The following is a 12,677-nucleotide window of genomic DNA, read 5'->3' as shown; positions in this document are numbered from 1 at the left end:
GACGGGCCGTGCGGATCGGCGAACTGGCGGCGCGCACCGGGGTCGGCGCGCGGTCGCTGCGCTACTACGAGGAACAGGGCCTGCTGGTGTCCGACCGGACGCCGGGCGGCCACCGCGACTACCCCGAGCGGGCAGTCGACCGGGTGATCCGGATCCAGGAGCTGTACGCGGCCGGCCTGCACAGCGCGCGGATCGCCCGGATCCTGCCCTGCATGCGCGACGAGGACGGCGGCCCGTCGGTGCGCGCGACCCCGCTGCTGGTGGCCGAACTGACCGCCGAGCGGGAGCGCATCGAGCGGATGATCGGCGACCTGGAGCGCTCCCGCGACGTCCTGGACGAGGTCATCGGCGCCGCCGCCGACCTGCTCGCCGCCGACGGCCCCGCCTGATCCGCTCCCCGGGCCTCAGCCCAGCGGAAGGACCTTGCGGCCCCAGGTCTCCTCGGCCACCACGGCGAAGGAGACGTACCAGGCGATGCCGGCGCAGAGCAGGCCGAGGAAGCCGCCGAGGTGGCCGAGGGCGGCGACCCGGGTGAGGTCGCCGAGCGCCAGGAAGAGGAAGGTCAGGGCGAGCACGGTGAAGAGCAGCCGGTGCGCCAGGTCCAGTTTCAGGGCGGCGACGGCCATGTACGCGGTGAAGACGAACCAGGCGATGAGGAACCAGCCGGTCGCGATGTGCGCCTGGCCGGCGGGCAGGGTCGGGACGACGAACTTCACGTAGCCCGCGAAGGACATCCAGAACGCGCCGTACGAGACGAACGCCGTGGTGGCGAAGGTGTTGCCGCGGCGGAACTCCATCGCCCCGGCGACGAACTGCGCGAGGCCGCCGTAGAAGAGGGCGAGCGGCAGGACGACCGCGCTCAGCGCGGTGTCCGCGATCAGGCCCGAGTTGAAGAGGCTGAGCACGAAGGTGGTCAGCGCGAACGCGGCCAGACCCAGCGGGCCGGGGTTGGCGACACGGGGCGCCGGCGCCTGCGGGGAGGCGGCCTGCGCGGAGGTCGGGCCGGCCGGGGCGGGGGCGGCCGGGGTCAGGGTGGAGCTGGGCATGGCGATATGCACCTTCGGTGGGGGGATGTTCCGAATATAGCCCACCGTGCGCGGCCCCTCGGACCGGTTCGCCCGGGATCCCGCGGGGCGAAGGTCCCGTTCCGGCGGGGCCGCCCGGCCCCCCGCACGCGGACCGGCCCGCCCCCGGCGCGCCCTTGGTGGGGGCGGGCCGAAAGGCGGGCCGGTCCGTGGCAACCGTTGGATCGGCTACGTCCGGTCACCCGTTACGGGGCGACCTTCAGCAGCTTGTTCGCCGTGCCGGACGACGGGTTGGTGACCGCGCCCGCGGTCGCCGCCGCGGTCAGGGCCGCCGCGGTCTGCGCCGGGGTCGAGGAGGGGTGCCCGGACAGGTAGAGGGCGGCGGCGCCCGCCACGTGCGGGGCGGCCATCGAGGTGCCGGAGATGGTCTTGGTGCCGGTGTCGCTGTCGTTCCAGGTCGAGGTGATGTCCGAGCCGGGAGCGTAGAGGTCCACCACGGAGCCGAAGTTGGAGAAGTCGGACTGCGCGTCGTCGATGGTGCTCGACGCCACGGTCAGTGCCTCGGTGACCCGGGAGGGCGAACCCTGACCCGCGTCGCTCGACTCGTTGCCGGCCGCGACGGAGAACGTGATGCCCGCGGCGACCGCACGCCGCACCGCCTCGTCGAGCGCCTCGTCGGCGCCGCCGCCCAGGCTCATGTTGGCGACGGAGGGGCCGGAGTGGTTCTTGGTGACCCAGTCGATGCCGGCGACGACCTGCTCGGTGGTGCCCGAGCCGTTGTCGTCCAGCACCCGCACCGCCACCAGCTTCGCCTTCTTGGCGACGCCGTGCGCGGTGCCCGCGACGGTCCCGGCGACGTGCGTGCCGTGGCCGTTGCCGTCGTCGGCGCTGTCGTCGTTGTCCACGGCGTCGAAGCCGTGGGTGGCGCGACCGCCGAAGTCCTTGTGCGTCACCCGTATGCCGGTGTCGATGACGTACGCCGTGACCCCTTCACCGGCCTTGTCCGGGTAGTCGTACTTCTTGTCCCCCTCCTGTGCGCTCTGGTCGATCCGGTCCAGCCCCCAGGACGGCGGGTTGGGCTGGCCGGCCTTGATGGTGAACTTCTTGTTCTGCACGACCTTGCCGACGGCGGGGTCCGCCGCGAGCCGCTTGGCCTCCGTCTCGCTCAGCCCCGAGGCCGAGAAACCGTTGACCTGGGACCCGTAACTGCGTTGCAGTTCGCCTCCGTACTTGTTGGCGAGCTGTGCCTTGTCCGCGGATTCGTCGAGGATGACGACGTAGCTTCCGCTGATCGCACCGGGGGCGCCCAGTCCGTAGACCGTGCCCTCGGCCGGCGCCGCCGCCCCCGCGAAGGGGGTGGCGATCAGGGTCACGGCGACCGCGGTGGCGGCTCCCGCACCGATGGCCGCGTAACGGAAACCGCGCGAACGCTTGTGAGTTGCCATGTGGAGGGTTCTCCTCGTGGGTGACGTGTGGGGCGTCGAACCTTCTGGAGAACCCTGTTCCGATTGACAGGCGCAAATCAAGATCGCCCCTGCCTTTCGGCCTTATTCAACAAGGTTTCTTAAAAGGCTCCCCGCATCGCCTTCACGGTGCACACACGTTCACCCGAACTCCCGCACGAATGCCCCACTTTCAGGGCCGGCCGCCCGCGTACCGCCTCAGCTCGCGGCGCGCGAGCGAGCGCTGGTGCACCTCGTCGGGTCCGTCGGCCAGCTGCAAGGTCCGCGCGGCGGCCCACAGTTCGGCCAACGGGAAGTCCTGGCTCACCCCACCGGCGCCGTGCAACTGCACCGCCCGGTCCAGGATCCCGACCACCGCGCGCGGGGTCGCGATCTTGATGGCCTGGATCTCCGTGTGCGCCCCCCGGTTGCCCACCGTGTCCATCAACCACGCCGTCTTCAGCACCAGCAGGCGCAGCTGCTCGACGGTGACCCGCGCGTCCGCGATCCAGCCCTGCACGACCCCCTGGGCGGCCAACTCCCGCCCGAAGGCCGTACGTTCCACCGCGCGTCGGCACATCAACTCGATGGCCCGCTCCGCCATGCCGATCAGCCGCATGCAGTGGTGGATGCGGCCCGGGCCCAGTCGGGCCTGGGCGATGGCGAAGCCGCCGCCCTCCTCGCCGATCAGGTTCCCCACCGGCACCCGGGCCCCGTCGAAGACCACCTCGGCGTGCCCGCCGTGGTCGTGGTCCTCGTACCCGTACACCTTCATCGCCCGTCGGACCTCCACGCCCGGGGTGTCGCGCGGGACCAGCACCATCGACTGCCGGCGGCGCGGATCGGCGCCCTCGGGGTCGGTCTTGCCCATCACGATGAAGACCTTGCAGTCCGGGTTCATCGCTCCGGAGATGTACCACTTGCGGCCGGTGACCACGTACTCGTCACCCACCCGCTCGATCCGCGTCTCGATGTTGGACGCGTCCGAGGAGGCGACCTCCGGCTCCGTCATCGCGAACGCGGAACGGATCTCACCCGCCAGCAACGGCTCCAACCACTGCTTCTTCTGCGCCTCGTCCCCGAACTGCGCGAGCAGCTCCATGTTCCCGGTGTCCGGGGCCGCGCAGTTCGTCGCCATCGGCGCCAGGTGCGGACTGCGGCCGGTGATCTCGGCCAACGGGGCGTACTGGAGGTTGGTCAGCCCGGCGCCGTACCCCTCGCCGCGCTCGCCGGGAGGGTTCACGAAGAACAGGTTCCACAGGCCCTGACGGCGCGCCTCGGCCTTCAGTTCACCGAAGACGGCCGGAGCGTCCCAGGGCGAGGCCAGCCGTGCGCGCTGCTCGGCGGCGACGGATTCCGCCGGGTGCACGTACTCCTCCATGAACGCGAGCAGCCGCTCGCGGAGTTCCTCGGTCCGGGCGTCGAATGCGAAGTCCATGGGGAGTCCTCAGCCTTCCTGAAGTTCTTTGAGTGTGGTCAGACCGTGCTCGATGAAGACCGGGACCAGCTCGCCGATCCGGTCGAAGCCCGCACCGACGGTCTGGCCGAGCGTGTAGCGGTAGTGGATGCCTTCGAGGATCACCGCGAGCTTGAACCAGGCGAAGGCCGTGTACCAGGCGATGGCGCCGGTGTCCCGCCCGGAGCGCGCGGCGTAGCGCTCGATCAGTTCGGCCGGCGCCGGATGCCCCGGGGCCCGGCTCGTGGTGCTGACCGGGGAATCGGTCAGGCCCAGGTCGGAGCTGTACATCACCAGCAGCCCGAGGTCGGTCAACGGGTCGCCGAGCGTGGACATCTCCCAGTCCAGCACCGCCCGGATCGTGTCCTCGGGCCCGCCGATCAGCACGTTGTCCAGCCGGAAGTCCCCGTGCACCACCGTCGGCGCGGGGGAGCGGGGCAGCGTCCGGCCCAGTTCGTCGCGCAGTTCCTCGATCCCGGCGAGCTCCCGACCCCGGGAGGCCGCGAGCTGCTTGCCCCAACGGCGCACCTGTCGTTCCAGGAAGCCCTCGGGTCGACCGAAGTCGCCCAGGCCCACCGCCTGCGGATCGACCGCGTGCAGGTCGACGAGGGTGTCCACCAGGCCGAGCACCGCGCGCCGGGTGCGTTCGGCCCCGATCACGGCAAGCTGGTCGGCCGTCCGGTACGGGACTCCGTCCACGTGCTCCATGACGTAGAACGGCGCCCCCAGGACGGCTTCGTCCTCGCACAGCAGCAGCGCCCGCGGCACGGGCACGGCCGTCCCGTGCAGGGCGGCGATCACCCGGTGTTCGCGCCGCATGTCGTGCGCGGTGGCCAGGACGTGGCCGAGCGGCGGGCGGCGCACCACCCACCGTCCGGCGCCGTCGGTGACGTCGTACGTCAGGTTCGAGCGACCGCCCTCGATCAGTCGGCCGCGCAGCGGACCGGCCACGAGGCCGGGCAGCTCGGCGTCGAGACGGCCGCGCAGCCGCTCCAGGTCGAGGCCTCGCGGATCATCCGGGACTGGGGTCATGCTGGGCACCTCCGGAGGGAGTGGACGGCAACGGGCTCAGCGCCCGGAAGCCATCATGCCGACCAGTCGGTATGCCGTCCAGAGCGTGGCGCCGGAAAACCGCTTCCGGCCCCACCGGAACACCCGCGGACCGGGGCGCGGCGCCGGCCGAACGGCCCGCCGCCCCGCACTCACCTCACGCGCGCTCCCCTCACGCGCGCCGGGCGAGCTCGCCGACCCAGCGCAGGTACCGCTCGGTGGCCTCGTACGCCGACGGGTCGGTCAGCGGACCGTGGCCCGGTACGACCGTCTCCGGGCCCAGCTCACGCAGCCGCTCCAGCGCGCGCAGCGACCCCGACAGGGAGCCCATCGCCAGGAACGGCGTACCGCCCGCGAAGATCAGGTCCCCGGTGAACACGCCCTTCTGTCGGGGCAGCCACACGACCGAGTCCCCGGTGGTGTGCGACGCCCGGATGCAGGACCCGCACCTCGATCCCGCCGACGTGCAGGACCAGCCGGTCGGCGTACGTCAGATCGGGCGCGGTGACGGCGGCGAGTTGCTCCGCCCGAGCCGCCCCGTGCCCGATGATCACCGCGTCGGGGGCGAAGAGGGCGCTGCCGTAGGTGCGGTCGCCGTGGTGGTGCGTGTTCACCACCGTCCGCGGCAGCGGCACCCCGGCCGCGACGACGGCCTCGCGCAGGGCCGGCGCCCGCCGCTCGGTGGCGGCCGTGTCGACGAGCAGGGTCCGCCCGCCGTCGCTCACGAACCCGGCGTCGTTCAGGCATCAGCCGCCGTCCGGCGGGACGTACGCGTACACACCGGGCGCGGGCTGGACGAGGTACGGCTCTTCGACGGACATCCGGACTCTCCCCGGCTCGCTGTGACGGTCCGTCGGCATCCTGCCACCCGGCGTCCCGCCCGGGGAGGGCGGGTCCGGGGGCGGGGTCAGTGGTCGTCGTAGTGGCCCTCGTGCTCGGCGTGCCGGTGGCCGTCGTGCAGGTAGTCCACGTGGTCGCCGTGCGGGACGGAGTCGTGCCCGCAGCCCGACCCGTGTGCGTGCGGGTGCGCCTCGTGCGTCGTGTGCTCCGGGGTCTCGCACTCGTCCCAGTGCCCGGAGTGCTCCCGGTGCAGGTGCCCGTCGTGCGCGTAGTCGACGTGGTCGCCGTGGGGGACGGGCTGGTGCCCGCAGTCCGGGCCGTGGGTGTGCTGGTGCGTGGGGTGCTCGTGGTGCAGGGTCGTCATGGCGCAGAGGCTAGTGCGGTTCGTCCCGGAACACCCGCTCCGTCCGTTCCCGTGTCGCGGGTGCGGGTGCGGGTGAGGGTGCGGAAGTGCGGGAGCCGGCGCGCTGGGGGCCGGCGCGCGGGGGACGGGCGTACGGCACCGCCGCCGCTCAGAGGATCACCGCGACCGCGAGCACCGCCAGCGTCCCCGTGCACGCCACCACTCCCAGGGCCGCCCCCGGCGCCAGTCCCCGGGGCCGGGCGGCCGCCAGCTCCCGCATCCGCCGGTGCGCCACCCACAGGAAGGCGACCCAGATCAGGACGGTCACCGCCGCGCCCGCCACCTCGGTCGGACTGCCCGTTCCCCGCAACGCCTGCCGCACGGCCAACACCGCCACGACCGAACAGGCCAGCGTGGTGCGCCGCCACGCCAGCCGGGTCCGTTCCGGCTGGAGCCCCGCGTCGCGGACCTCGCCGGCGGCGCTCACCGCCCCGACGTCCAGCCCAGCAGGACGACGACGACCATCACCACCGCCACCAGCGCCACGCACAGGCTCAGCACCACGGGGAAACGCGACAGCGGCAGGTCCTCGCCCCGCCGCATGGCCCGCTCGCAGCGCGTCCAGTGGTTCACCGCCCGCAGGGCGCACGCGGCGCCCACCGCCAGCAGCGCGAACGCCATCCCGACCCGCACCCCCCACCGCAGGTCCGGCAGGAACTGGTCCACCGCGAACCCGCCGCCGACCAGGGCCAGGGCGGTGCGGATCCAGGCCAGGAAGGTCCGTTCGTTGGCCAGCGAGAAGCGGTAGTCGGGGGTCTCGCCCTCGTCCCTCAGCCGCGATGGTGCGAACCAGAGGCGCGCGTCCTTGACGAAGTCGATCACCTGCCCAATCTACTGGCGCACCCTCCGGAACTCCCGCAGCCCCCGTCCCCGCCACCGCCCCGAACCGCTCCCCGGGCCTACTCCGCCCCCCCCGGCCTACTCCGCCGCCCGGAACTCCCGAAGCCGCCGGTACGCCTCCAGTCCGTCGGGCACCCAGGCCCACCCCGCGCCGTCCGCGACCCGTCGCTCCAGTTCCTCCGGGGTCAGCCAGGCGTGCCAGTCCACCTCGGAGACCTGCGGGGACACCGGCAGCTCGCACCGCACCTCGTACACCGAGGACCACCAGGCCCCGCCCGGGCCCTCGTACAGGAACGTGAACAGCGGCGTCGGCGGCTCCAGCCCCCGCACCCCCAGTTCCTCCTCGGCCTCCCGCAGCGCGGCCCGCGCGTAGTCCTCGCCGGCGCCCACCACCCCGCCCACGAACATGTCGTGGTGCGAGGGGAAGACCAGCTTCGACGCGGTCCGGCGGTGTACGAAGACCCGCCCCCGCGCGTCCGTCGCCCGGACGAACACGCACCGGTGGATCAGCCCCCGGGCGTACACCTCGCCCCGGGGGGCCCGCCCGATGACCCGGTCGTCGCGGTCCACCACGTCCAGCACTTCATCAGCGGCGCTCATACGGTCCATCCCATCATCGCTGTTGACTGGTTACCGCTCCGTAGCAAAGGATCTGCCCCACCACCGAGACCGGAGGACGGGCAACGCATGACGTACGACGCTGACGTGATCGTGATCGGAGCGGGGCTCGCCGGCCTCGTGGCCACCGCCGAGCTCGTCGACGCGGGCCGCAAGGTCATCCTCGTCGACCAGGAACCCGAGCAGTCGATCGGCGGCCAGGCCCACTGGTCCTTCGGCGGCCTGTTCTTCGTGGACTCGCCCGAACAGCGCCGCATGCGCATCAAGGACACCCGTGAACTCGCCCACCAGGACTGGCTCGGCACCGCCGGCTTCGACCGCGAGGAGGACGCCTGGCCCCGCCGCTGGGCCGAGGCGTACGTGGACTTCGCGGCCGGCGAGAAGCGGCCCTGGCTGCACGCGCAGGGCGTCCGCTTCTTCCCCGTCGTCGGCTGGGCGGAGCGCGGCGGCTACGACGCCAACGGCCACGGCAACTCCGTACCCCGCTTCCACATCACCTGGGGCACCGGCCCCGGCCTGGTCGCCCCCTTCGAACGCCGGGTCCGCGCCGGGGTCGCGCGCGGGCTGGTCCGGTTCGCGTTCCGCCACCGGGTCACCGGCCTCGCCTCGACCGCCGGCACCGTGGACACCGTCACCGGGGAGGTCCTGGCCCCCTCGGACGCCGTACGGGGCAGCGCGAGCAGCCGCGAGAGCGTCGGCGCGTTCAGCCTGCGGGCCCAGGCCGTGATCGTGACCAGCGGCGGCATCGGCGGCAACCACGACCTCGTCCGCCGGCAGTGGCCCGCCCGCCTCGGCACCCCGCCCGAGCGGATGCTCTCCGGGGTGCCCGCGCACGTGGACGGGCTGATGCTCGGGATCACCGAGGGCGCCGGCGCCAGCCACATCAACAAGGACCGGATGTGGCACTACACCGAGGGCATCGAGAACTGGAACCCGATCTGGGCCCGCCACGGCATCCGCATCCTGCCCGGCCCGTCCCCCCTGTGGCTGGACGCCACCGGCCGCCGGCTACCCGTACCGCTCTTCCCGGGCTTCGACACCCTCGGCACGCTCGAACACATCATGCGGACCGGTCACGACCACACCTGGTTCGTCCTCAACCAGCGCATCATCGGCAAGGAGTTCGCCCTCTCCGGTTCCGAGCAGAACCCGGACCTCACGGGCAAGTCGGTCCGTGACGTCCTCACCCGCGCCCGGCAGGCCGTACCCGGCCCGGTGAAGGCCTTCATGGACAACGGCGCCGACTTCGTCGTCGAGCGGGACCTGTCGGCACTGGTGCGCGGCATGAACGCCGTCACCAAGGAGAACCTCCTCGACGAGGCCACCGTCCGGCGCGAACTCGTCGCCCGCGACCGGGAGATCGCCAACCCCTTCACCAAGGACCTACAGGTCACGGCGATCCACGGCGCCCGCCGCTACCTCGGCGACAAGCTGATCCGCACCGCCGCCCCGCACCGGATCCTGGACCCGGCGGCGGGCCCGCTGATCGCCGTCCGGCTCTCGATCCTGACCCGCAAGTCCCTCGGCGGCCTGGAGACCGACCTGTCCTCGCGCGTCCTGACCCCCGCCGGCGACCCGCTCCCCGGGGTGTACGCGGCCGGTGAGGCAGCCGGCTTCGGCGGCGGGGGAGTCCACGGCTACCGCGCCCTGGAGGGCACGTTCCTCGGTGGCTGCATCTTCTCGGGCCGCGCCGCGGGCCGCGCCGCGGCGCAGGCGGTGGGCTGACCCGGCGCTCGGCGTCCGATCCCGGCCGCCGCCGTCAGGCGAGCCGCTCGGTGACCCGGAACCGCTCCGCGACGACCAGGGTGTCGTCGTCGACCGTGTACCGCGGGTCGCCGAGCGCCGCGCGCACCGGCTCGGAGTGCCAGAACGCTTCGTGTGCCGTGCGCCATTCGGCCACCGACGCGTACCCCTCGCCCTCGTCGAGGGCGTGCCGGAGGGGGACGTCCGCCAGCCGCAGCACCTCCACGCCGGTGACCTCGACGACGGCCACCCCCGCCTCGTCCGAGTCGACCAGGACGGCCCGCTCCCCGGGCACCGGCAGCGGTTCGCCCTCGGCCTCGTACTCCGCGAGGAGGCCGGTGGTACTGGTCTTCGCGCCGCTCAGCACCGCCGCGACCAACTGGTCGCGCAGCGGGCCGGGGAAGCCGAGGAGATAGGGAGGAAGATCGTCGAGGGATGCCACCGGGCCACTTTAACCACCGTCCCCCGACCGCTTCGAACGATATTCGCGGCCCCCCAACTCCGCTCTCGGAACCATCAGTTGAAACCCGCCACGCAGTGGACTGGACCTTGACGTGGAGCTGTGCGTACCGCTTAGCTGTATGTGATCATCCGAGTTCTCACCGGCATGATCCACCCCGCACCACCGCACCGACCACCACCCCGTGCGCGTCCCCGCGCACGTCCACCCGCGCCCGCGCTCTGGAGGGAACCCGCGGATGTCCCCGCCTCCGCCGCCCCTCGGCCGCGCCCGCAAGCGGGACGCACAGCTCTTCGACCCGGCCCTGTGCGACACCGAACTCGTCGAGGTGCGGACCCAGTTCGCGCAAGGCCGATGGGCCAGGGCCCGCGCCCTCCTGGTGGGCACCGGCGACGACTGGGACCGCCGCGGCCACCGCGTCGTCGTCCTCGCCGAAACCCCGGCCGCCACCGCCTGGGCCCGCGAATGGCTGCTCGCCGAACCCGACAGCGCCGACGCCGCCACCCTCCTCGCCTGCGCCACCGTCTTCACGGCGCTGCGGCACAAGGGGACCCCGGAATCCGCCGAGGAGGCCTGCCGGCGCGCCGCCGGACTGCTGCCCGCCGACCCCACGCCCTGGCTGGGCCTGCTCCTGCTCTCCGGGACCTTCGGCACCGAGGAGGAGTTCAGTCGGCACTTCGACCAGGTCCGCGCCCGCCACCGCGAGCACCACCACGCCCACCACCTGATGGTCGCCCGGCTCGCCGAACGCACCCCCGCCACCGGCCAGGACCCCCTCCACGAGGTCTACGACTTCGCCGCCTGGGCCGCCGAGGAGTCCCCGGCCGACTCACCGCTCGCCGTGCTCCCCGTCATCGCCCACGCCGAGCGCTACCGCGTCCTGGCCGCCGCCCACGGCCGCGCCACCCCCGACGCCGCCGCCGAGCACTGGTCCGGCCGCCGCGCCCGCACCGTGCTGCGCTCCGCCTTCGACTGGTGGCTGGAATGGGAACGCGAGGACCACCCCCGCAACCGGGTCGACCTCAACTTCCTCGCCCACGCCAAGCTCTGCGAGGGCCGCTCCGCCGAGGCCGCCGCCCTCTTCCACCGCATCGGCGCCCACGCCACCCCGGCGCCCTGGTCCTACCCCGACCAGGACCCGCACCAGGCCTTCCTCGCCGCCCGCAGCGTCGCGCTCGGCACCGCCTAGCGCCGTTCCGGACACCTCTACGACCGTCCCCGCAGACCGCTCCCGAAAGGACGCCCCGCCATGTCGACGGGCAGATCCACCACGCTCAGCGAACCGACCGAGATCCGCACGTACAAGGGCGAGGACCGCGCCCTGCGCGCCGACCGGCTCGGCACGGCCGGACTGCTGCTCTCCGTACTCGCGGCCAGCGCGCCCCTGATGGTCGTCGCCGGCGTCATGCCCACGATCTTCGGGGTCATGGGCATCGTCGGACAGCCACTGCTCTTCGTGATCCTCGGCGTCGTCCTGGCCCTGTTCAGCATCGGCTACGCCGAGATGAGCCGGCACGTCCACAACGCCGGCGCCTTCTACGCCTACATCGCCCGCGGCCTCGGCCCCACCGCCGGAGCCTGCGCCTCCGTCGTCGCGCTCGTCGCGTACAGCGCCATGCAGGTCGGCGTCTACGGCATCCTCGGCTTCGAGATATCCGGCCTCTTCGCCACCTACCTCGACGTCGAGCTCGCCTGGTGGATCCCGGCCCTGCTCGCCGTCGCCGCCACCGGCGCGCTCGGCTGGCTGAAGATCGACCTGAACGCCAAGGTGCTCGGCGTCCTCCTCCTCATCGAGTGCGCCCTCGTCGTCGTCTTCGACGCCGCCGCCCTCGGCAAGCCCGGCCCCGAGGGCCTGTCCCTCACCGCCTTCGACCCCAGCACCCTGACCGGCGCCGGCCTCGGCACCGCCCTGTGCTTCTGCATCGCCGCCTTCGTCGGCTTCGAGCAGTCCCCGGTGTACGCCGAGGAGACCAGCAAGCCGCACATCGTCGTCTCCCGCGTGATGTTCCTCGGCGTCGGCTTCGTCGCCCTCTTCTTCGCCTTCAGCGCCTGGGCCCTGACCGTCGCCACCGGCCCCGCCGCGATCACCGACGCCGCCGCGGCCTCCGGCCCCGGACTGCTCTTCGAGCTGACCGAGGCCCGCCTGGGCGCCACCTTCACCGACGTCCTGCACGTGCTCTTCGTCACCGGCATGTTCGCCGCGATGCTGAGCTTCCACAACGTCGTCGCCCGCTACGCCTTCGCCATGGGCCGCGAGGGCCTGCTCCCGGCCCGCTTCGGCCGCACCAACCCCGGCACCGGCGCCCCGGCCACCGGCTCCCTGCTGCAGACCGGCATCGCCGCCGTCGTCGTCGCGGTGTTCGCGCTCACCGACGACCTGCCGACGGGCGACCCGACCGCGCCCGTCCTGCACCTGTTCACCTGGATGGGCAGCGTCGGCGCCCTCGGCGTGACCGTCCTGATGGCGGCGTCCTCCTTCGCCGTCATCGCCTTCTTCGTCCGCCGCGGCACCGCCGGCGCCCAGGTCTGGCGGCTCGTCGCGGCGGGCCTCGCCGGCCTGGCCCTGATCGGGATCGCCCTCTACACCGTCAAGGACTTCGCCGTCCTGGTCGGTGCCGAGAAGGGCTCCGCGCTCAGCTGGGCGCTGCCCGCGATCATCGCCGTCGCCGCGCTGGGCGGCCTGGCCCACGGCCTGTACCTGAAGTCCCGCCGCCCCGAGGTCCACGCCCGCATCGGCCTCGGCAACGAGGCCTTCCGGCTCGACCAGGTGGCGGAGTCCACCCCGCACGACTGACCCGCT

13 protein-coding genes and 1 pseudogene are annotated in these 12,677 nt (G+C 73.0%); 4 read left to right on the top strand and 10 right to left on the bottom strand.

Features of this window, described 5'->3' with window-relative positions; genetic code table 11:
* Positions 1-8: 8 nt before the first annotated feature.
* A complete protein-coding gene (locus AB0D46_RS12590; RefSeq protein ID WP_362877387.1) occupies positions 9-389 on the top strand; it encodes a MerR family transcriptional regulator in 381 nt (126 codons plus the stop codon).
* A 15-nt stretch (positions 390-404) separates the two neighbouring features.
* On the opposite strand, the gene AB0D46_RS12585 is transcribed toward AB0D46_RS12590, so the two are convergent.
* From AB0D46_RS12585 to AB0D46_RS12545, 9 genes and pseudogenes are all read right to left on the bottom strand, one after another.
* Complete coding sequence (locus AB0D46_RS12585) at positions 405-1,046, bottom strand: acetate uptake transporter (RefSeq protein ID WP_362877299.1); 642 nt, start codon at positions 1,044-1,046, stop codon at positions 405-407.
* 224 nt (positions 1,047-1,270) lie between these two features.
* Complete coding sequence (locus tag AB0D46_RS12580; protein ID WP_362877298.1) at positions 1,271-2,470, bottom strand: S8 family serine peptidase; 1,200 nt, start codon at positions 2,468-2,470, stop codon at positions 1,271-1,273.
* Between the two features lie 190 nt (positions 2,471-2,660).
* Complete coding sequence (locus AB0D46_RS12575) at positions 2,661-3,905, bottom strand: acyl-CoA dehydrogenase family protein (RefSeq protein WP_362877297.1); 1,245 nt, start codon at positions 3,903-3,905, stop codon at positions 2,661-2,663.
* 9 nt (positions 3,906-3,914) lie between these two features.
* Positions 3,915-4,955, bottom strand: a complete 1,041-nt coding sequence (locus tag AB0D46_RS12570; protein WP_362877296.1) for a phosphotransferase family protein — start codon at positions 4,953-4,955, stop codon at positions 3,915-3,917.
* A gap of 199 nt (positions 4,956-5,154) precedes the next feature.
* Positions 5,155-5,794: pseudogene (locus AB0D46_RS12565) on the bottom strand (MBL fold metallo-hydrolase); the annotation flags it as partial.
* Positions 5,795-5,880: 86 nt separating this feature from the next.
* Positions 5,881-6,177, bottom strand: coding sequence for a hypothetical protein (locus AB0D46_RS12560; protein WP_362877295.1), 297 nt, complete (start codon positions 6,175-6,177; stop codon positions 5,881-5,883).
* A 148-nt stretch (positions 6,178-6,325) separates the two neighbouring features.
* Positions 6,326-6,643, bottom strand: a complete 318-nt coding sequence (locus tag AB0D46_RS12555; RefSeq protein ID WP_362877294.1) for a DUF202 domain-containing protein — start codon at positions 6,641-6,643, stop codon at positions 6,326-6,328.
* Complete coding sequence (locus AB0D46_RS12550) at positions 6,640-7,038, bottom strand: DUF202 domain-containing protein (protein WP_362877293.1); 399 nt, start codon at positions 7,036-7,038, stop codon at positions 6,640-6,642. Before AB0D46_RS12550 ends, AB0D46_RS12555 begins: the two co-directional genes overlap by 4 nt.
* A 96-nt stretch (positions 7,039-7,134) precedes the next feature.
* Complete coding sequence (locus AB0D46_RS12545) at positions 7,135-7,656, bottom strand: NUDIX domain-containing protein (RefSeq protein ID WP_362877292.1); 522 nt, start codon at positions 7,654-7,656, stop codon at positions 7,135-7,137.
* Between the two features lie 87 nt (positions 7,657-7,743).
* Between AB0D46_RS12545 and AB0D46_RS12540 the strand changes: the two genes are divergently transcribed.
* Positions 7,744-9,399: an FAD-binding dehydrogenase gene (locus AB0D46_RS12540; RefSeq protein ID WP_362877291.1), complete on the top strand. Its 1,656-nt coding sequence runs from the start codon at positions 7,744-7,746 to the stop codon at positions 9,397-9,399.
* 34 nt (positions 9,400-9,433) lie between these two features.
* Here the strand turns inward: AB0D46_RS12540 and AB0D46_RS12535 are convergent, their stop codons facing one another.
* Positions 9,434-9,859, bottom strand: coding sequence for an ASCH domain-containing protein (locus tag AB0D46_RS12535; protein WP_362877290.1), 426 nt, complete (start codon positions 9,857-9,859; stop codon positions 9,434-9,436).
* Between the two features lie 256 nt (positions 9,860-10,115).
* Here AB0D46_RS12535 and AB0D46_RS12530 point away from each other — a divergent pair, with 256 nt between their 5' ends.
* Both AB0D46_RS12530 and AB0D46_RS12525 read left to right on the top strand, forming a co-directional pair.
* A complete protein-coding gene (locus AB0D46_RS12530; RefSeq protein WP_362877289.1) occupies positions 10,116-11,066 on the top strand; it encodes a hypothetical protein in 951 nt (316 codons plus the stop codon).
* A 60-nt stretch (positions 11,067-11,126) separates the two neighbouring features.
* Positions 11,127-12,671, top strand: coding sequence for an APC family permease (locus tag AB0D46_RS12525; protein ID WP_362877288.1), 1,545 nt, complete (start codon positions 11,127-11,129; stop codon positions 12,669-12,671).
* The last annotated feature ends 6 nt before the right edge of the window (positions 12,672-12,677 follow it).

The sequence above is a fragment of the Streptomyces sp. NPDC048383 genome, assembly GCF_040651775.1.
GTDB lineage: Bacteria > Actinomycetota > Actinomycetes > Streptomycetales > Streptomycetaceae > Streptomyces.
The sequence above is the reverse complement of the archived record's forward strand: the minus strand, read 5'-3'. Positions and strand labels throughout refer to the sequence as shown.